23 protein-coding genes are annotated in these 23,358 nt (G+C 58.7%); 12 read left to right on the top strand and 11 right to left on the bottom strand.

Annotated features, from left to right (window positions below; translation table 11 throughout):
- The first annotated feature begins 48 nt into the window (after nucleotides 1–48).
- From prfA to ACR0ID_RS01600, 3 genes are all read left to right on the top strand, one after another.
- Entirely contained in the window at nucleotides 49–1,104 is a 1,056-nt protein-coding gene (gene prfA / locus ACR0ID_RS01590) for a peptide chain release factor 1 (protein ID WP_480481653.1), read from the top strand.
- Complete coding sequence (prmC, locus tag ACR0ID_RS01595; protein WP_480603369.1) at nucleotides 1,101–1,946, top strand: peptide chain release factor N(5)-glutamine methyltransferase; 846 nt, start codon at nucleotides 1,101–1,103, stop codon at nucleotides 1,944–1,946. The genes prfA and prmC overlap by 4 nt, the downstream gene beginning before the upstream one ends.
- Nucleotides 1,947–2,185: 239 nt before the next feature.
- Nucleotides 2,186–2,779 (top strand): DUF4167 domain-containing protein, encoded by a 594-nt coding sequence (locus ACR0ID_RS01600; protein ID WP_480473192.1) that lies wholly within the window; start codon nucleotides 2,186–2,188, stop codon nucleotides 2,777–2,779.
- Between the two features lie 55 nt (nucleotides 2,780–2,834).
- On the opposite strand, the gene rsmA is transcribed toward ACR0ID_RS01600, so the two are convergent.
- The 5 genes from rsmA to lptG form a co-directional block, all read right to left on the bottom strand.
- Nucleotides 2,835–3,677 (bottom strand): 16S rRNA (adenine(1518)-N(6)/adenine(1519)-N(6))-dimethyltransferase RsmA, encoded by an 843-nt coding sequence (rsmA, locus tag ACR0ID_RS01605; protein ID WP_480473190.1) that lies wholly within the window; start codon nucleotides 3,675–3,677, stop codon nucleotides 2,835–2,837.
- Nucleotides 3,678–3,762: 85 nt separating this feature from the next.
- Entirely contained in the window at nucleotides 3,763–4,728 is a 966-nt protein-coding gene (gene pdxA / locus ACR0ID_RS01610) for a 4-hydroxythreonine-4-phosphate dehydrogenase PdxA (protein WP_480603371.1), read from the bottom strand.
- On the bottom strand, nucleotides 4,725–5,978 hold the full coding sequence (locus ACR0ID_RS01615; protein ID WP_480473186.1) for a peptidylprolyl isomerase: 1,254 nt from the start codon (nucleotides 5,976–5,978) through the stop codon (nucleotides 4,725–4,727). Before ACR0ID_RS01615 ends, pdxA begins: the two co-directional genes overlap by 4 nt.
- Nucleotides 5,969–8,131, bottom strand: coding sequence for an LPS-assembly protein LptD (locus ACR0ID_RS01620; protein WP_480603373.1), 2,163 nt, complete (start codon nucleotides 8,129–8,131; stop codon nucleotides 5,969–5,971). Before ACR0ID_RS01620 ends, ACR0ID_RS01615 begins: the two co-directional genes overlap by 10 nt.
- Entirely contained in the window at nucleotides 8,131–9,231 is a 1,101-nt protein-coding gene (gene lptG / locus ACR0ID_RS01625) for an LPS export ABC transporter permease LptG (protein WP_480603375.1), read from the bottom strand. The genes ACR0ID_RS01620 and lptG overlap by 1 nt, the downstream gene beginning before the upstream one ends.
- Before the next feature lie 229 nt (nucleotides 9,232–9,460).
- On the opposite strand from lptG, the gene ACR0ID_RS01630 reads away from it, so the two are divergent.
- Genes ACR0ID_RS01630 through ACR0ID_RS01640 form a run of 3 tightly spaced genes read left to right on the top strand, consistent with a single transcriptional unit; the run spans nucleotide 9,461 to nucleotide 12,466 of the window.
- On the top strand, nucleotides 9,461–10,927 hold the full coding sequence (locus ACR0ID_RS01630) for a leucyl aminopeptidase (protein ID WP_480603378.1): 1,467 nt from the start codon (nucleotides 9,461–9,463) through the stop codon (nucleotides 10,925–10,927).
- 4 nt (nucleotides 10,928–10,931) lie between these two features.
- Nucleotides 10,932–11,390, top strand: a complete 459-nt coding sequence (locus ACR0ID_RS01635; protein ID WP_480603380.1) for a DNA polymerase III subunit chi — start codon at nucleotides 10,932–10,934, stop codon at nucleotides 11,388–11,390.
- Between the two features lie 29 nt (nucleotides 11,391–11,419).
- The gene (locus tag ACR0ID_RS01640) at nucleotides 11,420–12,466 is read left to right on the top strand and encodes an aldo/keto reductase (protein WP_480603382.1); all 1,047 of its coding nucleotides are present in this window, start codon (nucleotides 11,420–11,422) and stop codon (nucleotides 12,464–12,466) included.
- A 67-nt stretch (nucleotides 12,467–12,533) separates the two neighbouring features.
- Here the strand turns inward: ACR0ID_RS01640 and ACR0ID_RS01645 are convergent, their stop codons facing one another.
- On the bottom strand, nucleotides 12,534–13,520 hold the full coding sequence (locus ACR0ID_RS01645) for a GlxA family transcriptional regulator (protein WP_480603384.1): 987 nt from the start codon (nucleotides 13,518–13,520) through the stop codon (nucleotides 12,534–12,536).
- A 133-nt stretch (nucleotides 13,521–13,653) separates the two neighbouring features.
- On the opposite strand from ACR0ID_RS01645, the gene bcoG reads away from it, so the two are divergent.
- From bcoG to ACR0ID_RS01660, 3 genes are all read left to right on the top strand, one after another.
- On the top strand, nucleotides 13,654–14,568 hold the full coding sequence (gene bcoG / locus ACR0ID_RS01650; RefSeq protein ID WP_480517312.1) for a 3-dehydrocarnitine:acetyl-CoA trimethylamine transferase BcoG: 915 nt from the start codon (nucleotides 13,654–13,656) through the stop codon (nucleotides 14,566–14,568).
- A gap of 85 nt (nucleotides 14,569–14,653) precedes the next feature.
- Nucleotides 14,654–16,120: a carnitine 3-dehydrogenase gene (locus tag ACR0ID_RS01655; protein ID WP_480603864.1), complete on the top strand. Its 1,467-nt coding sequence runs from the start codon at nucleotides 14,654–14,656 to the stop codon at nucleotides 16,118–16,120.
- Nucleotides 16,117–16,875 (top strand): SDR family oxidoreductase, encoded by a 759-nt coding sequence (locus tag ACR0ID_RS01660; RefSeq protein ID WP_480603386.1) that lies wholly within the window; start codon nucleotides 16,117–16,119, stop codon nucleotides 16,873–16,875. The genes ACR0ID_RS01655 and ACR0ID_RS01660 overlap by 4 nt, the downstream gene beginning before the upstream one ends.
- Nucleotide 16,876: 1 nt before the next feature.
- On the opposite strand, the gene ACR0ID_RS01665 is transcribed toward ACR0ID_RS01660, so the two are convergent.
- Complete coding sequence (locus ACR0ID_RS01665) at nucleotides 16,877–17,059, bottom strand: hypothetical protein (protein ID WP_480493037.1); 183 nt, start codon at nucleotides 17,057–17,059, stop codon at nucleotides 16,877–16,879.
- Nucleotides 17,060–17,138: 79 nt separating this feature from the next.
- The gene (locus ACR0ID_RS01670; RefSeq protein ID WP_480603388.1) at nucleotides 17,139–18,008 is read right to left on the bottom strand and encodes a helix-turn-helix domain-containing protein; all 870 of its coding nucleotides are present in this window, start codon (nucleotides 18,006–18,008) and stop codon (nucleotides 17,139–17,141) included.
- 108 nt (nucleotides 18,009–18,116) lie between these two features.
- Between ACR0ID_RS01670 and ACR0ID_RS01675 the strand changes: the two genes are divergently transcribed.
- The 3 genes from ACR0ID_RS01675 to ACR0ID_RS01685 are packed head-to-tail and all read left to right on the top strand — an operon-like array spanning nucleotide 18,117 to nucleotide 20,139.
- On the top strand, nucleotides 18,117–18,320 hold the full coding sequence (locus ACR0ID_RS01675; protein ID WP_267366130.1) for a DUF2061 domain-containing protein: 204 nt from the start codon (nucleotides 18,117–18,119) through the stop codon (nucleotides 18,318–18,320).
- Nucleotides 18,313–19,215 carry a fatty acid desaturase gene (locus ACR0ID_RS01680; RefSeq protein WP_480603390.1) on the top strand — a complete coding sequence of 301 codons (903 nt, stop codon included), beginning with the start codon at nucleotides 18,313–18,315 and terminating at the stop codon, nucleotides 19,213–19,215. The genes ACR0ID_RS01675 and ACR0ID_RS01680 overlap by 8 nt, the downstream gene beginning before the upstream one ends.
- 21 nt (nucleotides 19,216–19,236) lie before the next feature.
- A complete protein-coding gene (locus ACR0ID_RS01685; RefSeq protein WP_480603392.1) occupies nucleotides 19,237–20,139 on the top strand; it encodes an EamA family transporter in 903 nt (300 codons plus the stop codon).
- Here ACR0ID_RS01685 and ACR0ID_RS01690 read toward each other — a convergent pair.
- The 3 genes from ACR0ID_RS01690 to ACR0ID_RS01700 form a co-directional block, all read right to left on the bottom strand.
- On the bottom strand, nucleotides 20,136–21,482 hold the full coding sequence (locus tag ACR0ID_RS01690) for a DEAD/DEAH box helicase (RefSeq protein WP_480603394.1): 1,347 nt from the start codon (nucleotides 21,480–21,482) through the stop codon (nucleotides 20,136–20,138). The genes ACR0ID_RS01685 and ACR0ID_RS01690 overlap by 4 nt on opposite strands.
- Nucleotides 21,483–21,668: 186 nt before the next feature.
- Nucleotides 21,669–22,598: a glycosyltransferase family 2 protein gene (locus tag ACR0ID_RS01695; RefSeq protein ID WP_480603396.1), complete on the bottom strand. Its 930-nt coding sequence runs from the start codon at nucleotides 22,596–22,598 to the stop codon at nucleotides 21,669–21,671.
- Nucleotides 22,595–23,338, bottom strand: coding sequence for a hypothetical protein (locus ACR0ID_RS01700; protein WP_480603398.1), 744 nt, complete (start codon nucleotides 23,336–23,338; stop codon nucleotides 22,595–22,597). Before ACR0ID_RS01700 ends, ACR0ID_RS01695 begins: the two co-directional genes overlap by 4 nt.
- Nucleotides 23,339–23,358: the final 20 nt, after the last annotated feature.

A 23,358-nucleotide genomic window follows, 5' to 3' on the forward strand; every position in this document is an offset into this window, starting at 1 on the left:
CATGACGTTGCCCTTGACCAAAGCCCCCGGATGAGAGACACCGCCGGGATGATCCCCGAAGAACGTCTTGAACAGATCACCCAGCGTTTCCAGTACCTCGAGGCAGCCATGGCCGATGGCGCGTCGGGTGGTGACATAGCGGCGCTGGCCAAAGAATATTCCGACCTCAAGCCTGTCGTCGATCAGATCATGGCCTGGCGACAGCTGGTGGGAGATCTGGCCGAGGCGCAGGCGATGCTGACTGACCCGGACATGAAAGAGCTTGCCGAGGAGGAGATCCCCGAGTTGCAGGCCCGCATCCCCAAGGCGGAAAACGCGCTCCAACTGGCATTGTTGCCAAAGGACGCGGCGGATGCCCGTCCGGCGATGCTGGAAATCCGCCCCGGCACCGGCGGGGACGAGGCCGCTTTGTTCGCAAGCGACCTGTTGCGCATGTATCAGCGTTACGCCGAGGCGCGTGGCTGGAAATTCGAGATTATCGAAGAACAGGCCTCGGATCTGGGCGGCATCAAGGAAGTGGTCGCCCATATCAAAGGCGACAATGTCTTTGCGCGCCTGAAATACGAATCCGGCGTCCATCGGGTGCAACGCGTGCCCGAAACCGAAAGCGGCGGGCGCATTCACACTTCGGCGGCGACTGTGGCGGTTCTGCCCGAGGCCGAGGATGTAGACATCCAGATCGACGCCAATGATATCCGAATCGATACGATGCGAAGCTCGGGCGCGGGCGGACAGCACGTGAACACGACCGACTCGGCAGTGCGGATCACGCATCTTCCGACGGGATTGGTGGTGACGAGTTCCGAGAAGTCCCAGCATCGCAACCGCGAGATCGCCATGCAAGTTCTGAAAACGCGCTTGTACGATCTGGAACGGCAGCGGATTGACAGCGAACGCTCGGCAGATCGCGCCAGTCAGGTGGGCTCGGGGGATCGCTCGGAACGCATTCGTACTTATAACTTCCCGCAGGGGCGCATGACCGACCATCGGATCAACCTGACGCTATATAAGCTGGATCAGGTGATGCAGGGCGATCTGGACGAGGTGATTGATGCGCTGACGGCAGACGATCAGGCCCGGCTGCTGGCCGAGATGGCACAATGACGGGTCTGCAAACAGCGGCACAGGCCATGGTAGCAGCGACAGCGCGCCTGCGTGCAGCCGGTGTGGACGATCCGGCGCGCGACGCGCGTCTGTTGCTGGCCCACGCTGCACGGATTGAAGCCAGCCGGGTGACACTGATTGCCCCGGAAGAATTGCAGCCCGAAATCGCCGAGCGTTATGACCAGCTGATCTCCTTGCGTGCCGTTCGGGTTCCGGTGTCGCATCTGTTGGGTGAGCGGGAGTTTTACGGCCGCAGGTTTCGCGTCAGCCGGGATGTCCTTGATCCGCGCCCGGAAACAGAAACCCTTATCGAAGCGGCGTTGAGCGAACCATTTGATCATGTCCTCGACCTGGGGCTGGGCTCGGGGTGTATCCTGATAACCCTTCTGTCCGAACGCAGCAGTTCCACGGGCGTGGGTGTCGATCTGAGCGAAGCCGCCTGCCTGCAAGCCAGTGCCAATGCGGTTCAGCATCAGGTAGAGGCGCGGATTGAGATTCTTCGATCAAACTGGTTTGAAGACATTAATGGTCAATTCGACCTGATTGTCTCCAACCCTCCATATATCTCAGTGTCTGAGATGGAAGAGCTGTCGCCCGAAGTGCGCGAGCATGAGCCGCGCATGGCTCTGACGGATGAGGGGGACGGGTTGGGAGCGTATCGTCGGATCGCGGCTGCGACCCCGGATTTTCTGTTGCCGGGCGGGCGAATTCTTGTCGAAATCGGTCCGACGCAGGCGGCAAAAGTATCAGCCCTGTTCGACGCTGCCGGGTTGGTGGATGTTCGGATCATCCCTGATCTGGACGGTCGCGACCGCGTTGTCGGCGCAAGAATGCCGGGTTGAGTGGCGGGTTTGCGGCAAAAAACGCCAACCCGAACAAAAAAGCTTGTGAAAACCCGAGATTCCTCTTGTCTGCGCCGTCAGGACATGTTTACTCAGGATTAGTCGGCGAGGTTGACGCTGTTGCAGCGCACCCCTGACGCCAAGCCCAAAAAGTCGACTTCCCGTCACGGCAAACGCCTTAGAGCAGTGCAAAACACGGGTTGAGCGACAGCGCATTGATAAGGCTGACGTAAAGTAAGATGAGATCTTCCAAACCCCGTTCGCGGGCCAAGAATAACCGCAATCGTCCTTCTGGCGGCAACGTCGTAAACCGGGTTTTTGACAGCTCGGGTCCCGAAGGCAAGGTTCGTGGCACGCCGCAGCAGATTATTGACAAGTACAACCAGTTGGCACGTGACGCTCAGCTGTCGAATGACCGCGTGGCGGCAGAAAACTTCCAGCAACACGCGGAACATTATCTGCGGATGCTGAGCGAAGCGCAGCGCGAAATGGATGCGCGCCGTGAAGAGCAGGAGCGCCAGAACCGCGAACGCCAGGCTGAGCGCGATCGTGAACGTGCCGAACGTCAGGAACGCGAAGCGACCCGTCAGGCTGATCCGGCCGAAGCACCGCAGCCTGATTTGATGGACCTGTCTCAGCAAGTTTCAGAGCCCGATAGCGGCTTGGTAGAAACACCGGAAAACAAAGAAACCCCGGTAGCTGAGGCACCGGAAGAGGCACCGCTCAAAGAAAAACCCGCGCGTAAACCGCGCACGCGGAAGCCCAAAGCTGCACCCGAGGCAAAAGAGGAAGCACCCGCCAACACCGGGGATGCTCCAGAGGCGGCTGAGTAAAGCTGACGCCCAATGAACCAAGCCCCGAGGTCAAACTCGGGGCTTTTTTGTTTGATCAGGTTTTCTTAACTTCGCGCGCCAAAGCGCAGAACGCTTCAAGCGGGATTTGTTCGGCACGGTCCGTGGGCTTGATACCAGCAGCCAGCAGACGGTCTTCGATATCCGGGGCAATGCCTTTGAGTGAGGCGCGCAGCATCTTGCGGCGTTGGTTGAAGGCGGCGGCCACGATACGTGACAGGGTGGCGGCATCGGCGGGAAAGCGTGGTTCGGGCAGGGCGGTCAGGTGGACCACGGCGCTTGAAACCTTGGGCGGCGGGGTGAAGGCCCCGGGGGGAAGCGACATGGCGATACGTGCCTCTGCCCGCCATTGAGCGAGGATGGCAAGGCGTCCATAAGCTTTGCTGCCAGGTTGGGCGACGATACGCTCGGCCACTTCGCGTTGGAACATCAGCGTCAGGCTCTGCCAGAATGGGGGCCATTCGGGCGGTGTCAGCCAACGCACCAGCAGTTCGGTGCCGACATTGTAGGGCAGGTTGGCTGCGACGCGGATTGGCGGTGACAGGTATTCAAGCGGGTTTATTTCCAGGGCGTCGCCGTTGATCACCTCAAGCCGACCCGGATACGCAGCCGCGATGTCGTTCAGGGCGGCAATGCACCGGGTGTCTTTTTCAACGGCCACGACCTTGCGCGCGCCTTCGGACAGCAGGCCCCGCGTCAACCCACCGGGACCGGGGCCGATTTCAAGCACATCGCATTCTGACAAATCGCCAGCCTGTCGGGCGATCTTAGCGGTCAGGTTCAGATCCAGCAGAAAGTTCTGCCCCAGCGATTTGCGCGCTGAAAGCTGGTGGGTTGCGATGACCTCGCGCAGAGGGGGAAGCGTGTCTATAGCGCTCATGATCGGAATACCTTGGCGCCTGTGAAAGGGGCTGCGCCCGAGATTTTTGTGCCTCCGGCGGGGATATTTTCAGCCAGGTGAAGGATCAAGAGCTTTTTACCATGCGCCGGGCAAGTTTCAGGGCTTCGATCAGGCTGGAGGGGGTGGCGATGCCTTTCCCCGCGATGTCCAGTGCTGTTCCGTGGTCGGGTGAGGTGCGGATGAAAGGCAAGCCAAGGGTGACATTCACGCCCCGGTCGAAATCCAGCGTCTTGATCGGGATCAGAGCCTGATCATGATACATGGCGATGGCGGCGTCATAGCGGGTGCGGGCAGCGGCGTGAAACAGAGTATCCGCAGGATGGGGGCCGGTGATGGTTGCGCCCTCTGGGTTCAGATCAGCCAGCATCGGAGCAATCCAGTCGAGTTCCTCTGTGCCCATCTTGCCGCCTTCACCTGCATGTGGGTTCAGACCTGCAACTGCGATGCGGGGATGTGTGAGCCCGAACTGATCACGCAAACCGCGTACAGTGATTTCAATCGTCTCGCGCAGAAGATCAGGGGTAAGTGCCGCGGGAACCTGTGACAATGGAATGTGAATTGTCGCGGGAACGACGCGCAACCTCTCGCTGGCCAGCATCATGACAACCCGACGGGTTCCGGAAAGGGCTGCCAGAAACTCGGTATGGCCAGGAAAGGTGAAGCCTGCGCCGTCGATCAGGGCTTTCTTGTTGATCGGTGCAGTGCAAAGCGCTGCGGCCTCACCGGTTTGTACCAGTTCGGCGCCGGTTTCGATGGCATCAACCACCGACGGCGCGTTGGCCGGGTTTGGCTGGCCGAATACGTTAGGGGCGGGAAAGTCCATCTGAAGAACGGGCAGGGCCCGATCACAGATTTCAGCAACCTGACTGGGATGTTCGATTTTGGCAACCGGAGTGCCTGCGGGCAGGTGGCTGGCGTCCCCGATATAGAAAAACGGGCAGGCATCGCGCAGTTCAGCCCACGCCTTGGCCGCGATTTCCGGGCCGATACCGGCCGGTTCGCCGCAGCTGAGCGCGACGGGGCGTATCATTCCTGAGTAATGACAGCGTCAGCCCGCAGCTGTTCCACCAGACTGGCCGCAAAGGCCTGAAGACGTTGCTGCGCCAGCGCATTGGCGACATCGCCCCGAGAGGTGTCTTCGCCCAGATCCCGCGTGCGGTTGCACAGCATCAGGAACACAAGCGTCTGACCATTGTTGCGAGTCAGATTCGCCGATGCTTCGTTCCGGTCCAGCTTGGCCAATTCTACGGCAATATCACCGGGCACCTCGGAAGGCGCGGCTTCGACCCGGTCCAGAACTTCGGCGGGCTGATCCTTGGCAATGCCATAGAGATCATCACAAGTGTCGATTTCTTCTTTCAGCTTCGCGGCCCGCGAAAGGGTTTCGGCGCTGCGCCCGCCTGGCAGGTAATAGGCGGCATAATCCAACTTTGAAATGCGCGGAGCGCCGGTTGCGACTTCGCGCAAGCCACGCATCTGAAACAGGGCAACAGCGTTCGGCAAGGTGATCGGGTCGGTAATCTCACCGGTCTGAAGCCCCAGGATGACAGGTTGAAGCGCCGGGGGCAGGTTCGAGATATTCAACCAGTCCAGACGTCCACCCTGACCCCGTGTTGCGGCTGCGGAATACTGAGCCGCGGCGGCAGAAAAAGCGTCTTGCCCTTCCAGCCGCGAGATTTCTTCGGCCAACAGCTCGGTCTGGGCAACCGTTTGCGGGTTTACCGGGATGATGATTTCGGACAGCAGGACCTGCAATCCGCCACCGCCCGTCTGGCCCAGAGCGCGATCGATCTCATCCTCGGTCGGGCGGGCCTGCGACAGATAGCGCGAACTGATATAGTCGCGCCATGCCAGTTGATCGGCGACATAATCCCGGACCGTTTCCGGGTCGACGCCCGCGTCGCCGAGAAGTTTTAGGAATTGTTCGGATGACAATTGTCCGCGCGAGGCGAATTCGTCGATGCCCAGTTGAACGGCCTCGGGCGTTGCTTGCACGCCGGCATCACGCATGACCTGCCTGCGCAGTTTTTCATCAATCAAGGCATCCCTGACGTCAGCTTCGCTACCACCGGGCAGGCCCAGAACATTCAGGAATTGCAAGCGCTGTTCAAGCTCATACCAGGTGACAATGTCCTGATTGACGCGGATCGCGGGTGAGAACAGGCTTTGCGCGCCGCCCTGAAGAGGCGCAATTGCAAAAACTGCGGCAACTAGTGCCGGTGTGACCGGCTTAAGCCAACCGGAACGGAGAAACCTGGAGAAACCTGATATCAACTGCATGTTCTCTTGTATGTCTTGCCACCGCCTTCAAGGGCGTACCCTGTCAGAGAAAGGGTAAAGCCGAATTCTGTCGAAGGCTCAATAGTGGATGTTGAAGTAAAGCGCCGACTTACGGACATGTTAACCTGAACACATTCGTTCTGGTAGGTCACGCCCAGACCCAGCCGGATCGGTTCCGACTCGGCCAGATCGTAGCGCGCCAGGGCATTTGTCAGCCAGTTCTGATCGACCTGGTAACGCCCGAGCAGCAGAATTTCCGAGATTTCTTCGGTGATGTTTTCCGCCGGGTCCGGTTCCTGCCAGATATAGCTGCCAGACAGGCCGGCATATTTGGATGCCCATGCGCCGCGCAGCTCGGCTTTGACAAAGCTGAAATCACCGTCGATCAAACCGCGCCCGGCAAGTGACCAGCCATTGGCCGTGCTGATCTGCCCGGCCACCAGCAAATCCGACGATGTGCCCTGCAACCCCGATGTCAGCGTGAAATTCGGATCGGCGTCAGCACGAAACACCTGACCCACGGTCGCCTGGGTCTGCCAGCCACCCGCGCTATACCGAGCCCAGTTCAGGCCAACCACGCCGGTGGCGCTGTTCTCGCGCTGATCTTCAGCCGGGAAACGCGACAGGGACAGAAGGTTGCCCTGATCGAATTCCTGAAAGGTACTTTCATCATTCGGTACATCGGTGTCCGACACATGTGTCCATCCAAACTGTGCGATCGGTTCGAGGAACTGAACTGCCCCCGACTCCTCGCGCCGTGTCATTGGATAGCGGAGTGTCAAAGCCGCACGCGGTGTAGATCGGGTCACGTTGTCTGGATAGTTGCTGTCGTGGCGGACGTTGAAAGTGTCAACTGACGCCCCTAGCGTCGTATCGACCCGCAGCCCCGACGCGAACGTCCAGCTGCGCAACCATTCGGCGTCGAAGGTGGCCCGTGCAATATCCCGGCCAACAACATCTGTGTTGCTGGTACGTTCGTGCGCGTGGCCGATGAAAGCCAGCCGAACCTCGCCACCCAGTGTGTTGGGAAAATAGCGTTTTTCATAGTTGAGATCGAAGACGCGGGACGGGATCTCGTCCTGATTTTCGCTGTCCCGCAGTGTTTTGTAATAGATCAGGCTGGTTTTGAACGCGCTGTCGCGCTTGATCCTCTCCAGCGCGATTTCACTGCGCAAACGGTCCAGATCCGGCAAGCCGTAGTCGGCCAGGTAGGCATTGTCGGATGTGGATTCCAGATTGAAGGTCAGACGGAAATCGTTCTTCAGATTGAACCAGCCGGTGGCAAAAAGGTAGCCGCGATCCTGATCGGGTTGCACATCATCCCGTGTATAAGCGCCTTCCACCTGAATGCGTCCGTTCACGAAAGCCTGACGATAACGGTATCCCAGCGTTGTCGTCTTGGCTGAGACGTAAGGAGTAAGTGTCAGGTCCTTGTGATCGCCAAGTTTAAAGAAATAAGGGACCTGAACTCCAGTGCCCAATTGCGACGTGCTGCGGATCGAAGGAACCAGAAATCCGGGTGCCCTCTCTAGCGTTGGGTCGGGCAAGCGCAGATAGGGAAAGTAGAATACCGGATAATCCAGCACCCGAAGCTGAGCGCCTTCGAAATATAGTTGCCGTTCTAGTTGATCATGCGTGACTTTGCGCGCCCTGATCTGCCACAGAGGCGGCCTGCCGTCGGTGCAGACATGACAAGATGTGGCCGAAACCTTGCTGAATTGCGTATAGCGGCCTGCGGTCCGTTTCGCCTGAACCGAGGCGATCTGTACCTGCTGTTCGAACACCATGCGTGCGCCGATCAGCAGTCCGTTCTGAATTCCGCTGTCCAGTTGCCCTGAATCTGCCAGTAGCGTGGTCTGACCACCCTGATCGATACGAATGGGGCCTTCCAGTATCAGCTCGCCGGTCTCGCGGTCATAAGTGATGCGATGAGCGGACAATTTGATGTCGCCCTGAAAAGCTTCGACATTGCCTTCTGCCACAAGTTTGCGTTCATGCGTGATGAAAACCTTGTCGGCCACCAGCAAGGCGGGCTCTTGCTGCGCTTGTGTGCCCTGTGGCTGTGGTTGACCTTGAGAGGTCTGTGCTGCAAGTATCGCCGGGACGGACAAAGCGAGCGCACTGGTAAGCAACACATGAATAATATGCCGCATCAGCCGTCCTCCGCATGCAGTAGCAGACCAAGAGACAACAGAATTGCGCCAAAGGGCGGTGCCCAGGCAGCGATATAGATGGGCAATTGTCCGTTTTCCCCGAGGATTTGCGCGAAATTGCGCACGAAATAGATGGCAAATCCAAGCAGGACGGCTGTCAGGACGGCGATCCCTGTGCCGCCGAACCGAACGTGGCGCATGGTGAACGCGGCGCCGATCAGAACCATCGAGATCAGAAACAAAGGCCGGGCCAGCTGTACGTGCAGCCAGACCTCATATTGTTTGGTCGAAAATCCCGCCTCGCGCAGGTCGCTGATCAACTGGGGCAGGTCATAAACCGAAACCGAATCCTGTTGTCCCAATGTGTCCATGATCCGCTGTCGGGTCAGCGAGGTCGGCAGCTCCAGGCGCTCGTGCACAACTGAATTAGATTCGGGGTTTTGCCCATCCTGCAAGGCCCAGGTTTTTGCCTGATACAGAACCCAGTTCCCGTCTTCCAACTCGGCCCGGTTTGCAACGATCTGCTGGGTCGGTTTGCCATCCCGCCCAAAGGTGATGACGGTTACACCGTCCAGCCGCAGCTTGTCTTGGTTCGACGTTGACCGGGCGTGGATAACGGCCTGTCCGTTTTCGGCGGACTGGCGCAGCCACAGGCCCTCGCTGCTGATCGAAAGGGCCGAACTGCCGTTGTTTCGGTATGAATCCGACAGGCGGCGGAACTCTTCGGATGTGGCCGCTGCGATGGGGTTCAACAATGCAACGGCCAGCGCGCCGATGATTAGCGACAACAGGACAGGGGCGACCAAAGCGCGGATGCCTGAGCGGCCAGTTGCACGGGTCACCACAAGTTCTGATGTGCGTGCCAGCCCGACGAACAAGGCGATGGTGGACAGGATAACCAGCAGAGGCAGCATTTCGCTGATGGCGGCTGGTGTATTCAGGAGCGTAAGGTGCAGCAACTGGGCAAATGACAGGTCGAAATCGTCAAAGCGGCGAATCTGTTCGATCAGATCGATGAGAATCATCAGGGTCAGGAAAATACCTCCGATGACCATGAAGCTTTGCAGGAACCGGCGAGCGAAATAACGGTCCAGGATCATAGGAACGACCCCGCAGTGCCTGTAGTGCGAGGGTTCGGGCCGATATCGCGCCTGCGCAATGCTGTGCGCGACGGCGTATGCCTGCCCTCTCGTACCACGTCTTTCTCCCCCGAACCTGCCGGTCATTTTTTCGGGACCTTAATGCAATTGAAAGGCGGGGAAAACTGCTATCTGGTCAACGCGTGCCCTGCGGGCTAGGTCTTGGGGAACAGAATTCGAGGAGAGTACAATGAGCAGTCTGATACCGATCCGTTTTCAGGAGTTTGACCTGGAGGTTATGGCGCAGGCCGGAGGGCGCGTCGCCATCATCATTCCGGATGACGGTAAGATGAGCCCGGCAGCCCGCCGGGCAAACCGTCTGACGAAGGGCGGGTTGGCGCGGCTTGTTGAAAGCGAGAGTTTCAGAAAGTCCAAGACAGGTGATGTCATCTCGATGGCATGGCCCACAGGGATGGCGGCTGAGGCGCTGGATGTTCTGGTTCTGCCACGTCGCCCTGAGGCCGCCGAAGCCCGCAAGGCAGGTGCGGCGCTGGCTAAGCTGGCAGGCGGCAAGGACATGCTGGTGATGGTGGGCAATCAGGCGCGGGCCGAGGATCTGGCACTGGGGATTGTTCTGCGCAGCTACGAATTCGACGCGCATAAAACCAAGGAAAGCCAGAAGGCTGGCACAGTGACAATCAGCCACGCAAAACCTGCAGAGATCGAGGCAGATTTTGCACCTCTCTATGCAATTGCTGATGGCGTTCGGATGACGCGCGATCTGACCAATGAACCGGCAAATGTTTTGACCACTACCGAATTCGCGGACCGTCTGGTTGAGATGCAGGAACTGGGTCTTGAGGTCGAAGTGCTGGACGAAGACAAGCTGGCCGAGTTGGGAATGCGCACATTGCTAAGCGTCGGGCAGGGCTCGGACAGCCCTTCGAAAGTGGTGGTGATGCAGTGGAATGGCGGTGCCAAGGACGACGCGCCTCTGGCTTTGGTCGGAAAAGGCGTAGTGTTCGACACGGGTGGTATCTCGCTCAAACCAGCTGCTGGCATGGAAGAGATGACCATGGACATGGGCGGAGCCGGAGTTGTTGCGGGCACCATGCGCGCGCTGGCCAAGCGCAAGGCAAAAGCCAATGTCGTGGGGCTGGTTGGTCTGGTCGAGAATATGCCCTCGGGTAACGCCACCCGTCCGGGTGATGTGGTCAGGTCTATGAAAGGTGATACGGTCGAGATTATCAACACCGACGCCGAGGGCCGCCTGGTTCTGTGTGACGTGATGTGGTACGCGCAGGAACGGTTCAAGCCGGTCGGCATGATCGATCTGGCAACTTTGACCGGTGCGATTATTATCGGGTTGGGCCATGAGAATGCTGGTGTCTTTTCGAACAATGACACATTCTGCGATGCCTTCCTGAAATCAGCCAAGGCCGAGGATGAAGGCGCCTGGCGGATGCCATTGGGCGATGCCTATGACAAGTTGCTGAAATCGCGCATTGCCGACATGAAAAACGTGGGCGGTCGTCCCGCGGGTTCAGTCACCGCCGCGCAATTCCTGCAGCGTTTCGTGAAAGAGGAAACGCCGTGGATTCACCTGGATATTGCGGGCGTCGCCTCGGTGGCCGACGAGACATCTTACGCGCCCAAAGGCGCCACCGGCTGGGGTGTGTGCGCACTGAGCCGGTTTGTGCAGGACAATTTCGAGTAGGCATATGGGCGCTGTCTATTTCTACCACCTGACCCGCCAGCCGCTGGAGCACACCTTGCCTGCGCTGCTTGACAAGGCGCGGCAAGCCGGGTGGCGGATAGCCGTGCGGGGTACTGACACTGCACGGATGGACTGGCTGGATGAAAAACTGTGGCTGGGACCCGAGGACGGGTTCCTGCCCCATGGACGCGCAGGCGGTCCGTATGACGCGGACCAGCCGATCCTGCTGACCACCAGCGCCGTGGCGGGAAATGGCGCGACCTGCATCATGGCTGTGGATGGCGCGGTGGTCGAGGCGGAAGAAGTCGCCGCGCTGGAACGGGTTTGTATCCTGTTCGATGGCAATGACGGCATGGCTGTACAACACGCGCGCGGGCAGTGGAAAGCGCTGACGGATGCCGGATGTTCCGCACAATACTGGTCGGAGGAGTCCGGGCGGTGGGAAAAAAAGGCCGAAGCCTGACCGGCCCGCAATTTTCAGGAGATACGACGATGCAGAAGAAGCCTTTGGGCCGTACCGGAATTATGGTGAGTGATCTGTGCCTTGGCACGATGACATTTGGCTCTCAAACATCTGAAAGGGATGCGCACCGGCAGATGGATATCGCGCTGGACGCGGGGATCAACTTTGTCGACGCGGCCGAAATGTACCCGGTGAACCCTGTCGCGAAGGAAACGATCGGGCGCACCGAAGAGATTTTGGGAAACTGGAATGCCGCCAATCCTACCCGCCGGGGTGATTATGTTCTGGCGACCAAGCATTCCGGCGCGGGGCTGTCCTTTGTCCGTGATGGTGCGCCGATCACCGCCCGCACCATACCCGAAGCGATTGAGGGGTCCTTGCGACGATTGCAGACCGGGTACATCGACCTCTATCAGTTCCACTGGCCCAATCGGGGCAGCTATATGTTTCGGCAGAATTGGGATTATGCGCCGTCTGGCGAAAACACAGACGAAGTGCTGAGCAACATGCAGGAATGCCTTGAGGCACTGCAGGCTCAGGTGGACAAGGGCAATATCCGTGCCTTTGGCCTGTCGAATGAAAGCGCTTGGGGAACCGCGCAATGGCTGCTGCTGGCCGAACAGATGGGGGCGCCGCGTGTGGCATCTGTGCAGAACGAATATTCATTGCTATGCCGCCATTTCGACACCGACCTGGGTGAGTTGAGTGTGCATGAAAATGTTGGGCTGATGGCGTTTTCCCCTTTGGCAGCAGGATTTTTAACCGGAAAGTACCAAAACGACTGCGTGCCCGACGGATCGCGTATGTCATTTGTGCCAGAGATGGGCGGCCGGAAATCCGGTCGTGTTTTCGAGGCGGTTGCAGCTTATCTGGACATCGCCGCGCGGCACGGTCTGGATCCGGTGCATATGGCGTTGGCGTGGTGCCGGACGCGCCCTTTCATGATGTCGGCTATCTTCGGGGCCACGACCGTCGCGCAGCTGGATCATATTCTGGCGGGCGTGGATCTTGAGTTACCCAAGGACGTGTTGGCCGAGATCGGCAGGGCGCATCGGGCGCACCCGATGCCGTTTTAGGTGCTCTGCCCCCGTCGCCTTTGGCGACGCCCCCGGGATATTTTTGGCCAGATGAAGGGGGATCCGGTCAGTGATGGGTGGGATGCGCGCGTTCGTGTCTCAGGTCGCGGGCCGATTGACCGTGGGCGGTGCGGAAAGCGCGGGCAAAGCTGGATTGTGAGGCGAAGCCGGTGGCGAGTGCCACATCCATCAATGGCATGTCGGTGTCGGTGACCAGACGGCGGGCCTCGGCCAGGCGCAGTTGTAGATAGTGGTCCTGCGGCGTGGTGTTCAGGCGGAGGCGGAACTGTTGTTGCAGCGTCCGTGGGCTGGTGCCCAGGCGGTCTGCGATAAGGGCCAGCGGCAGGGGATCATCCAGTGACGCCTGCATCATCGAGTTGGCCTTGGCCGTCAGCGCTGTGTGGCGATGTGGTGCGCCTGTGCGGCTTTGCGGTTTTCCGGGGTCCGGAGCGCCATCGTAAAGGAACAGGCCTGCAACGCGCGCGGCGAAACTTGCGCCGTGACGGGCGGCGATGATGTGCAGCATCATTTCTACAGCCGGAATTGCGCCACCCGAAGTCAGGCGGTTGCCGGAAACGGTGAAGCGATCGGTGCGCACATCAACTTCGGGAAACCGAGTGGCAAAATTTTCGAGGTCTTCCCAATGAGTTGTTGCCAGATGGCCATCCAGTAGCCCGGCCTCGGCCAGGAGCCACGGGCCGCCATCAATGCCTGCCATCGTTGCGCCTGTGCCCGCGATGCGCCGCAGACCAGCCAGCAGGCTGGGGGTGGCGTGGCGGGCCAGTTGGAAACCGGCGACCACGATCATCAGGTCGCAGGATTGCAACCGGGCCAGTGGGATACCGGGCACTTGCAACGCACTGGTAAGCACCGCGGGTTCTGGCGTCGCGGTCACATAGTCCCAGTCAAAGGCCGGGCGGTCCGCCAGACGGTTCGCGGCCCGCATCGGGTCCACCGCAGAGGCAAAGCTGAGCGTGTTGCATTCGTCCAGTACAAGCACCGCAGTTTTTAGGGCGCGGTGTTCCGGTTGCAGTATGTTTTTTGCGGATTTCATCAAGTTTGATTCGCATATTGCCAAGTGGGTTTCCCAAAGCTGCGCCAGAGTCGGGTCAGAACGCAAATCGGAATCCGGGGAAAAGCCTGGGGAAAACCCAAGGCAGAACCGGGTATAACTTGGGGAAAACACCATGCCTCTGGAAATGAACCGCGAAGTCTTCATTACCTGTGCCGTAACCGGCTCGGGCGGAACGCAGGACCGCAGTCCGCATGTGCCGCGGTCACCGCGGCAGATCGCCGACAGCGCGATTGCCGCCGCCAAGGCCGGGGCGGCAGTGGTTCACTGCCACGTGCGTGACCCTGAGACCGGCGTGCCAAGCCGCCGGCTGGATCTGTATCGCGAGGTAACGGACCGCATCCGCGACGCTGATGTGGACGTCGTATTGAATCTGACGGCCGGGATGGGCGGCGATATCGTGTTCGGCGGTGTTGAAAACCCGTTTCCAGTGGCCGCGGGCACGGACATGGTCGGAGCATCGGAACGCGTGGCGCATATTGCAGAATGTTTGCCCGAAATTTGCACCCTGGACTGCGGCACAATGAACTTTGCCGAGGCAGATTATGTTATGACGAATACGCCCGGGGCATTGCGCGCCATGGGCAAGATGATGACCGATCTGGGTGTCAAGCCCGAGATCGAAGCCTTTGACACTGGCCACCTGTGGTTTGCAAAGCAACTGGTGAAGGAAGGGATTCTGGCACCCAACGCTCTGGTCCAGCTGTGCATGGGGGTACCGTGGGGCGCGCCGGATGATCTGAATACCTTTATGGCGATGGTGAACAACGTGCCGGATGACTGGACCTTCAGCGCGTTTTCGCTGGGACGGAACGAGATGCCGTTTGTCGCGGCTTCGGTTCTGGCGGGCGGCAATGTGCGCGTTGGGCTTGAGGACAACCTGTGGCTGGATAAGGGCGTAATGGCCGAGAACTGGCAACTGGTGGAACGTGCAGGATCCATCATCGAGAATATGGGCGCGCGCGTGATCGGCCCTGACGAAGTCCGTGCGAAGCTGGGGCTGACCAAGCAGGCACCTGTTGCAAAATAATGGACACGCAGGTTTTTGGGGGCCAGCCCCCAAGCCCCCGGAGTATTTCTAAAAAGATGAAACATGAGCAGCCAGTAGGTGGGGAATCATGAAAACGGCGGCAATTATTGGGGGCGGAGTTATCGGCGGCGGATGGGCTGCGCGGTTCCTGCTCAATGGCTGGGATGTGCGGGTGTTTGACCCTGATCCCGAGGCGGAACGCAAGATTGGCGAGGTGTTGGACAACGCAAGACGGTCCTTGCCGGGGCTGAGTGACGTTCCGTTGCCAGCCGAGGGTGCGCTGAGCTTTCACAGCGACATGGCCGAAGCGGTTAAGGGTGCGCGTTGGATACAGGAGAGCGTGCCAGAGCGTCTGGATCTGAAACTGAAGGTTTACAAAGGCTTGCAGGAGGCTTGCGATCCGGGCGCGATCATTGGATCCTCGACCAGCGGGTTCAAGCCGTCCGAACTTCAGGGCGGAGCGCTGCGCCCCGAGCAGATCGTGGTGACGCACCCCTTCAACCCGGTTTACCTGCTGCCTTTGATCGAGCTTGTACCAACGGACAAGAACCCGCCCGAGATGATCAAACAGGCCCAGGACCTGTTGAAATCGCTTGGGTTCTTCCCGTTGCATGTCCGGAAAGAGATCGATGCGCATATCGCCGACCGGTTCCTGGAAGCTGTCTGGCGCGAGGCGCTTTGGCTGGTCAAGGATGGCATCGCGACAACCGAAGAAATTGACGAGGCCATCCGTATGGGTTTCGGCATCCGCTGGGCGCAGATGGGTCTGTTCGAAACCTACCGCGTGGCCGGGGGCGAGGCGGGAATGCGGCATTTCATGGCGCAGTTCGGGCCTGCCTTGAAATGGCCTTGGACCAAGTTGATGGATGTTCCCGAGTTCACTGACGAACTGGTCGATTTGATCGCCAATCAATCTGACGCACAATCCGGGATGCATTCGATCCGAGAGCTGGAGCGCATTCGCGATAACAACCTTGTCGGTATGATGCGGGCCCTCAAGGCGCAGAATTACGGCGCGGGTGCGGTGCTGAACCAACATGATGCACGGTTGAAACCCGGAGCGCTGCCGACGCTGGATCAAGCGGATTTGAGCCAGCCCATCCTGACCCTGTCGCGGGCTGTTCCCCTGGACTGGACGGATTACAACGGCCACATGAACGAAGCGAAATATCTGGAAGCCTTTGCCGCCGCCACCGATCGGTTCATGGAAATCATTGGATGCGATGCGGATTACATCGCCTCGGGTGGCAGCTATTTCACGGCGGAGAACCATATCCGTTATGTGGATGAAGCTCATGCTGGTGCCAAAATCGACGTGCGCACGCAGATGCTGTTGGGGCAGGGGAAGAAGCTGCACGTGTTCCACAGCATGTACGAGGGCGACAAGCTGCTGGCCACGGGCGAAAGTTTTCTGCTGCATGTCAGTCTGGAAACCCGTCGCCCCAGCCCGCCATCTGCTGAAATTGAGGTAGCTATGACGCGGGTTGCCGAGGCTCAGGCCGGGTTGCCTTACCCCGAAGGCGCAGGCGCGGCGATCAGGAAGCCTTCATGACGCGCCGGGTTCTGGTGACGGCTGGCGCGTCAGGCGTCGGCCGGGCCATGGCCGAGGCGTTTGACGCTGTTGGCTATGACGTCCGCGTCACTGATATCGATCAGGCGGCGTTGGATACTTTGCCCGATCATTGGACCGGGCACCGAGCGGATGTTGCGGACGAGGCTGACATGCGCGCGGTATTTAACGCCATCAGGTCGATGGGCGGGTTGGATGTGCTCTGCGCCAATGCCGGTATTGCCGGCCCGACAAATGCTATTGAGGATATTGATCTGGACGCGTGGCGTGCTTGTGTCGCGGTCAATCTGGACGGTGCTTTTCTGGCGGCAAAATATGCAGCGCCGCTGATGAAATCGGCGCGGGCGGGCAGTATAATTCTGACCTCGTCGACAGCCGGGCAGTATGGCTACCCGTTCCGTGCGCCCTATGCGTCGGCAAAATGGGCCGTCATTGGGTTGATGAAGACGCTGGCCATGGAGTTGGGGCCCTATGGCATTCGTGCCAATGCCATTTGTCCGGGCGCAGTTGAAGGCCCTCGGATGGAAGGCGTCCTGACCCGTGAAGCCGCAGCCAAGGGCATGACCCGTGACGAGGTCTATCAGGGCTATGCCTCTGGCACCTCAATGGGGCGCTTCGTCGAAGCGCAGGATGTCGCCAATATGGCAGTATTCCTCGCCTCGGATGCGGCACGTCTGGTTTCAGGTCAGGTGATCGCGGTGGATGGTCACACGGTCAACCCGGACCCGAAACTGTAACTCAGCCTTGGTTTGGACCACGGATCTGGCGGATGGTCCGACGGACCGCTTGCCAGTCCTGGGCCTCTTGCCGATTCCCGGCAGCTTCGCAGTCGCGCATTTTTTTCGCGGCTTCGGCCTCGGCTTGGTCTCCATGGGCGGCAAAAAGTGCACGTGCGTATTGAGCGGTTTGAATTGCGTCCATTCCTGTGCTCCTCCGTCTGTGTTCGGAATGCCTTATGGTTCGCGCCATAGTAAAATAGCACAGGTTGAGCGCTGCTGCATCACACGTCGCGGGAAACCGCCGTTCTGAGGCAACGCAGGTGGTTTGGAAAATCCCGGGCGGCCACTTCGGCCTCACGTACCAGCGTGTCGAAATGGCGTGAGAATGTCTCGATCCGATCCCGGTCGCGGAAGGCCATATAATGACTTCCTGCGTAGAATACACTGAGTAGCGGGCCGAAAATCGTTACCGGTGCCGAATAAAGCCGTTTTGCGTCAAACAGATAGATGCGCATCCGCGGATAGAGCTGTTCGCACAGCGCCAACAGGTGATCGATCTGTTCCAGCCGAACCTCTGGGCTGAGACCTTGATAATACCCGGTGCCGTTTGCAAAGCTTTCGATTTCGAATAACGGCATGGCGATCTCATAGTCCGACTGGGCGCTGCGCATCCAAGTCAGACGATCCGCCGACGCGCCGATGGCTTGATCAGCGGTCCGGCCCAGATGCGGGGCGTATTCCCATTCCAGTATCGCACGCGTCTTGAGCATGTCGGGCAAGGTGGCCGGGACATAGCGGATTTTGTACCCGGCGGCCTCCTGATGCCACTCGAAGATACGTTCATCGACAAGGGCGCGGGGGGCCTCGGTAAAGGTCAGCGAGCTTGCCAGAAGCTCAGCCGCGCTTTCCGGCCTGTCGGAAAGGTTCAGCAACCAGTCGGCCGATACACCAAGCGCCGCTGCGCATCCGCCAACAACATGTGCGTTGGGCAACCGAGCGCCATGATCTGTCAGCAATTGGGAAACGGTCGAGCGGTCAACGCCAATATAGCGCGCAAGGGCACTTTGGCTGACATGGCGCTCTTCCATCGCGCGGGCTAGGCGGAGACGAAACTGGGAGGCGCGATCGCGCTTGTCGATATTTTCCTGCATGTCATGATTTTTATCACAGTTGTTGAATTTTGTTAATCATATTCAGAATTTCCAATACTGGGGTCCGGATGTAACGCTTTTGAGTAAGAAAAAGGAACGGGGTTCGGAATGGAAACGCGGCGAAGATCAGTCGTGAAAGCAATCGTTTGGAATGCGATGGGGTTGGCTATCATGACAATGGTGGGCTTGTTGGCAACAGGCTCGGCCGCTGTAGGAGGGGCGCTGGCGCTGGTGAACACGGCCATCGGCCTGACGATGTACGTGATTTACGAAAGAATCTGGGCGAACATTTCGTGGGGACGAAATGGCTGATCCCACTGCACCCAAATCACCCGAATGGGGCACGTTATTCCTGATTGTCTTGTGTTATGCGGCATGGCTTGCCGGTTTGTTTTGGTTGGCGCTTGCATCCTTGTGGTTGGCAGTCCCGGCTCTGGGTGTCGTTGCGGCTCTGCATTCGTCACTGACGCATGAAGCCCTGCATGGGCACCCCTTTCGTGCCAAATGGCTGAACGAGACGTTGATGGCACTGCCGTTGACATTGGCCATTCCGTATAGCCGCTTTCGGGACCTGCATCTGGCGCATCATCAGGATGCCACCCTGACGGACCCTTATGACGACCCGGAATCGAATTATCTGGATCCGCATATCTGGTCGAGATTGCCGCGGCTGGCGCAGATGATCCTGAGCCTGAACAACACGCTGTTGGGGCGGATGGTGCTGGGTCCTGCTCTTGGTCAGGTTCTGTTTATGCGGGACGAATGGCGTGGATTTATGCGCGGGGACAGGGCGATCCTCCTAGGATGGGCTTTGCATTTGCCCGGTGCGGCGGCGGTGCTGTGGGTGGTTGCGCAATCGGCCATGCCGGTCTGGGCCTATCTGATCGCAGCCTATCTGGGGTTGTCGCTTTTGAAGATCCGCACGTTTCTTGAACACCGTGCACATGAAAAATCCCGTGCCCGCACGGTGATTATCGAAGATCGCGGACCTTTGGCTTTTCTTTTTCTGAACAATAACCTGCACGTCGTTCATCATATGAATCCGGCCGCTCCTTGGTATCGCCTACCTGCATTGTACCGGGACGGAAAGGACAGGTACTTGGCTTGCAATGAGGCTTATGTTTACCGGTCCTATACACAGATCTTCCGGCAGTATTTCGTTCGCGCAAAAGACCCTGTGCCACATCCTCTCTGGCCAAAGCCTTGATTTATCGACACAACGGGTGGCATGAGTCTCTGGATTCCTGTCACCATAGCCGCCGCCAGTTTTCAGACTGTGCGTTTCATGCTGCAAAAGTCCCTGGCCAGCGTGAAGCTGTCTGCTGCAGGTGCAACTTTTGCGCGGTTTGCCTATTCTATGCCGTTGGCCGTTATCGGGCTATGTGTTGCGTTGCAGTTAACTGGGGCGAGTATGCCCCAGCTCAGCAGTTTGTTCTTGCTTTACGCGGTTATCGGCGGGACAGCGCAAATCCTTGCTACGATCTGCGTGGTGGCGCTGTTCAAACAACGCAATTTTGCCGTTGGAATTACCTTCAAGAAAACCGAAGTGATCCAGACCGCGATTGTTGGCTTTTTGGTCTTGGGGGACAGTGTATCGCGCGGCGCATTGATCGCGATCCTGTTGGGGTTGATGGCTGTGCTTTTGTTGTCAAAAACACCCGGAGGGGACGGACCCTGGTGGCGCCATCTGACCAATCGGGCTTCGCAATTGGGGCTTGGATCAGGTGTTTTGTTTGCGTTTTCCGCCGTCAGCTATCGTGGGGCTTCACTGCAACTGGGCGATATCGATGCGTGGTTCCGGGCGCTGGTAACACTGGCAGCGGTGGTGACATTCCAGTTTACCAGCATGGGGATATGGCTGCTGTGGCGCGACCGCGCAGAACTGCACGCAGTCTGGCAGACGCGGAATACCGGAGTGTTCGTCGGCCTGACCAGCCTCGGTGGCTCGTTTTGCTGGTTCTGGGCCTTCACCTTGCAGAATGCGGCTTACGTCAAAGCTCTGGGGCAGGTAGAGCTGATCTTTAGCCTCATGGCTTCGATCCTATTCTTCCGAGAAACGATCACCCGGCGCGAGATCGCCGGGATGATGTTGCTTGGGTTCTCGATTTTAGCGCTTGTGCTGGCAATCTAGCTGGCGCGACGTTCGTCAAAGCTAAGCGCGATGAAGCTGGGCAGGTGATCTCCCATGCCCACGACGGTCTGGCCGGTGCCTTCCTTGCGCCCACGACTGTGCCCCTTCGGCTCACGCTCTTTCCTGATGTCTTTTTTTACTTCGGTGTCTCGGGCTTTTTTCTCGGGCTTCGGCTTTTCTGGTATGGGGTCTTCGTTGACCGGATTTTCGAGGCGCGGGATTTCTTTCTGGATCAGCTTCTGGATCGCATCCAGCGCCTTTTCATCGCGTCCCGAACAGATTGTGATGGCTTTACCTTCACGGCCGGCGCGGCCGGTGCGGCCAATGCGGTGGACATAGTCCTCGGGGTGGCCGGGGACGTCGAAATTGAACACATGGCTGACGGCTGGCACATCCAGGCCGCGTGCCGCCACGTCTGAGGCGACCAGCAGGCGCAAGGACCCGTCACGGAATCCATCCAATGTTTTCATCCGCTGCGACTGGTCCAGATCGCCATGGATGGCGGCGGCGTCGTAACCGTATTTCTTCAGCGACTTGGCGCAGATATCCACATCTGTCTTGCGGTTGCAGAAGATGATCGCGTTGGTGCATTTGTCACCTTCGGCATCGATCAGCGCGCGCAGAAGGCCGCGCTTGTTGCTGGCCTCGCGGTCACGGCGCCCACCTTTGAACATGACGACGCTCTGTTCGATGGTTTCGGATGCGGTGGCCTGGCGGGCCACTTCGATCCGGGCAGGGGCCGACAGGAACGTATCGGTGATCCGCTCGATCTCGGATGCCATTGTCGCTGAGAAGAACAAGGTCTGCCGGGTGAATGGTGTCAGTGAGAAGATGCGCTCGATATCGGGGATGAACCCCATATCCAGCATCCGGTCCGCCTCATCCACCACCATGATCTGAACACCGGTCAGCAACAGTTTGCCGCGCTCGAAATGATCCAGAAGACGGCCCGGCGTGGCGATCAGAACGTCGACGCCCCGGTCGATCAGGGCATCCTGTTCCTTGAAGCTGACGCCGCCGATCAACAGTGCTTTGGTCAGTTTCAGGTGCTTGGTGTATGTGTCGAAGTTCTCCGCTACCTGCGCTGCCAGCTCACGCGTGGGGCATAAAACCAACGAACGTGGCATACGTGCACGTGCGCGACCGCGGGCCAACAGTGTGATCATCGGCAGAACAAAGCTGGCGGTTTTGCCAGTACCAGTCTGGGCAATGCCCAAAACATCGCGCCCTTCCAATGCGGGTGGAATCGCACCTGCCTGGATCGGAGTTGGGGTTTCGTATCCGGCTTCCTCAATGGCTTTGAGGACCTTCGGGTTCAGGTTCAGTTCGTTAAATTTTGTCATGTAAGTCCGGTTTAATGCGGACACTTGACCTGGCCCGCGCGTATAAGATGTGCCGGGCCCGGATGGCCATGCCCGTGATGCGGCATATCGGCTTGGACGCGGACATAACAAATACGTGGGTCGGGGTCAAATGAAGACCGCAGCATCTTGGTTCGATTGAAACAGGTTCGAGTTTTGCGCAACAATTCAGCAGCTTCCGGGAAAGTGTTTCGCCAGTTTCCCGCCCAGATTCAATGCGCGGTGGCGGATCAGCCCATTCTGCTCCAGCCGGGCGCGGACTTCTGGGTCAGCGCCGCTCATCTCGTTGAAGAACGCGCGCAGCCCATCCTCGCCGTGTTCGCTTTCAATCCAGCTGAGCAATTCATTCTTGTTCAGCCCGCCCATCTCGCGCGGGGCATTCGGAGCCATACCAGCCTGATACGAGCCGCGATCCATGCGGAACGGATAATGTGCGATCCAGTGATCCCAGTCCGGCGCGTGGCGGTGGCATAGATCGACCTGTGCAAGCTCGTAATTGCACGGCCGCAATTTCCCGTTCTGAAACAGGTTGTGGATACGAAAACTCAGACGTTTCAATCCCGTGCGCACAAACAACTTGCCCTGTACATGGCTGAGGAACCCGCCAAGGACGAAAGCCCCATAGTTGGGATAAAGCATCTCAATCAACTCTGTACGGGCCGGGCTTTGTGGCACATGAGCCTTGTACAGGTCTTCACCGCCTGCCAGCGCCTCGATTGGGCGGACACGGGCGGCGTGAACCTTGTCCGGGATATCGCGCAACACATCCGAGATTGGGGTCGGCGACCACAGAAACTCGTCAACATCGATATGGGCCAGCCAATCTAGGTGCGTGTCGCGATAGGTGTATGTTGCGTTGACCGATTGGCGAACCTGGTGCTTTTCCGGTCGCGTGCGGTTTAGCTTTTGCCAATAGGCGTCATCGCAAACCTGTACGCAAACACCGGGATGTGTCTTCAGCGCCTCGAACGTGCGCTGGTTCGGCTCATCCAGATAGATATAGATGGTCTCGGCGCCCAGATCGAGGTGATGGGCCACGAACCGAAGGACATCTTCGGTCGGGCCCCTGACCATCGACACGACACCCCATGTGGTCATGTGCGCTGCGCGCGCACTTCGCGCATGCGTTTCAGGCGCCGAAAGATACCGCCGGGATCTCTGTTGAGCTCGGTCATCAAGTGATCGACCAACGGCGCGATGGTGGTATCGCTTAGGGCCTTGGTCCAGACCGGAGCAATCAGATTGACATCCAGTCCGCCACTTCCAAGGGAAAACCCTTTCATCTGAAAGGGCAGCGGGACACTTCTCAAATTCTGGTGTTGAAACGGTGTTTCCGGGGTCAGCCCCGAAAAGCGCCTTTCGAACTCATATAGCTTCATCATGCCGAACAACATGCGCAAAGCGTGACCAACCTCGCGCTGAGTTGCAGTTTGACCGTGGTCCGCAAAGGTCTGAACCGACGAGACCAGCCATCGCAAATCAAGCGTGGACAGAAGGTGGTCCGACTGTTCGTCCCAAAGGCGACAAAACAGAAGCGGGGCGTGACGCGGGAAGGACCGCTTTCGCAAGTTCGAGATCAGCTGGGCATTCAGGAAGGCAAGTTCCGAGTTTCCGACAAATTCCCGCGCAATCTGAGCACGCTTGCGATCCCAACTTGTACTGGGCTTCGGCGGGGGCACAGTCGCACTTTCGGGCAATGTTCGACCGGCCAGTTCAATAAGGTCAATGTCAAGGTCAGGCAAAGAGGTGGTGCCGAACTGAAACGGGCTGCGCCGGTTCTCATACCTGTCCAGCATGTCTGGAAGACCGCCGGGGAAAGTCAGTTCATCCTTGTTCATGCGCGCAGAATTGCACAGGC

The organism is Ruegeria sp. AL2 (assembly GCF_056540845.1).

What these genes read in the sequence shown, in the direction of transcription:
- ACR0ID_RS01635 (WP_480603380.1), top strand. Translation starts at nt 10,932, where the DNA reads ATGGGCGCTGTCTATTTCTACCACCTGACCCGCCAGCCGCTGGAGCAC.
- prfA (WP_480481653.1), top strand. Translation starts at nt 49, where the DNA reads ATGATCCCCGAAGAACGTCTTGAACAGATCACCCAGCGTTTCCAGTAC.
- ACR0ID_RS01620 (WP_480603373.1), bottom strand. Translation starts at nt 8,131, where the DNA reads ATGCGGCATATTATTCATGTGTTGCTTACCAGTGCGCTCGCTTTGTCC.
- ACR0ID_RS01645 (WP_480603384.1), bottom strand. Translation starts at nt 13,520, where the DNA reads ATGAAATCCGCAAAAAACATACTGCAACCGGAACACCGCGCCCTAAAA.
- ACR0ID_RS01680 (WP_480603390.1), top strand. Translation starts at nt 18,313, where the DNA reads ATGGCTGATCCCACTGCACCCAAATCACCCGAATGGGGCACGTTATTC.
- ACR0ID_RS01640 (WP_480603382.1), top strand. Translation starts at nt 11,420, where the DNA reads ATGCAGAAGAAGCCTTTGGGCCGTACCGGAATTATGGTGAGTGATCTG.
- ACR0ID_RS01660 (WP_480603386.1), top strand. Translation starts at nt 16,117, where the DNA reads ATGACGCGCCGGGTTCTGGTGACGGCTGGCGCGTCAGGCGTCGGCCGG.
- ACR0ID_RS01690 (WP_480603394.1), bottom strand. Translation starts at nt 21,482, where the DNA reads ATGACAAAATTTAACGAACTGAACCTGAACCCGAAGGTCCTCAAAGCC.
- rsmA (WP_480473190.1), bottom strand. Translation starts at nt 3,677, where the DNA reads ATGAGCGCTATAGACACGCTTCCCCCTCTGCGCGAGGTCATCGCAACC.
- ACR0ID_RS01665 (WP_480493037.1), bottom strand. Translation starts at nt 17,059, where the DNA reads ATGGACGCAATTCAAACCGCTCAATACGCACGTGCACTTTTTGCCGCC.
- ACR0ID_RS01670 (WP_480603388.1), bottom strand. Translation starts at nt 18,008, where the DNA reads ATGCAGGAAAATATCGACAAGCGCGATCGCGCCTCCCAGTTTCGTCTC.
- ACR0ID_RS01615 (WP_480473186.1), bottom strand. Translation starts at nt 5,978, where the DNA reads ATGCAGTTGATATCAGGTTTCTCCAGGTTTCTCCGTTCCGGTTGGCTT.
- ACR0ID_RS01685 (WP_480603392.1), top strand. Translation starts at nt 19,237, where the DNA reads ATGAGTCTCTGGATTCCTGTCACCATAGCCGCCGCCAGTTTTCAGACT.
- ACR0ID_RS01675 (WP_267366130.1), top strand. Translation starts at nt 18,117, where the DNA reads ATGGAAACGCGGCGAAGATCAGTCGTGAAAGCAATCGTTTGGAATGCG.
- ACR0ID_RS01600 (WP_480473192.1), top strand. Translation starts at nt 2,186, where the DNA reads ATGAGATCTTCCAAACCCCGTTCGCGGGCCAAGAATAACCGCAATCGT.
- prmC (WP_480603369.1), top strand. Translation starts at nt 1,101, where the DNA reads ATGACGGGTCTGCAAACAGCGGCACAGGCCATGGTAGCAGCGACAGCG.
- bcoG (WP_480517312.1), top strand. Translation starts at nt 13,654, where the DNA reads ATGCCTCTGGAAATGAACCGCGAAGTCTTCATTACCTGTGCCGTAACC.
- ACR0ID_RS01695 (WP_480603396.1), bottom strand. Translation starts at nt 22,598, where the DNA reads ATGACCACATGGGGTGTCGTGTCGATGGTCAGGGGCCCGACCGAAGAT.
- ACR0ID_RS01630 (WP_480603378.1), top strand. Translation starts at nt 9,461, where the DNA reads ATGAGCAGTCTGATACCGATCCGTTTTCAGGAGTTTGACCTGGAGGTT.
- pdxA (WP_480603371.1), bottom strand. Translation starts at nt 4,728, where the DNA reads ATGATACGCCCCGTCGCGCTCAGCTGCGGCGAACCGGCCGGTATCGGC.
- lptG (WP_480603375.1), bottom strand. Translation starts at nt 9,231, where the DNA reads ATGATCCTGGACCGTTATTTCGCTCGCCGGTTCCTGCAAAGCTTCATG.
- ACR0ID_RS01700 (WP_480603398.1), bottom strand. Translation starts at nt 23,338, where the DNA reads ATGAACAAGGATGAACTGACTTTCCCCGGCGGTCTTCCAGACATGCTG.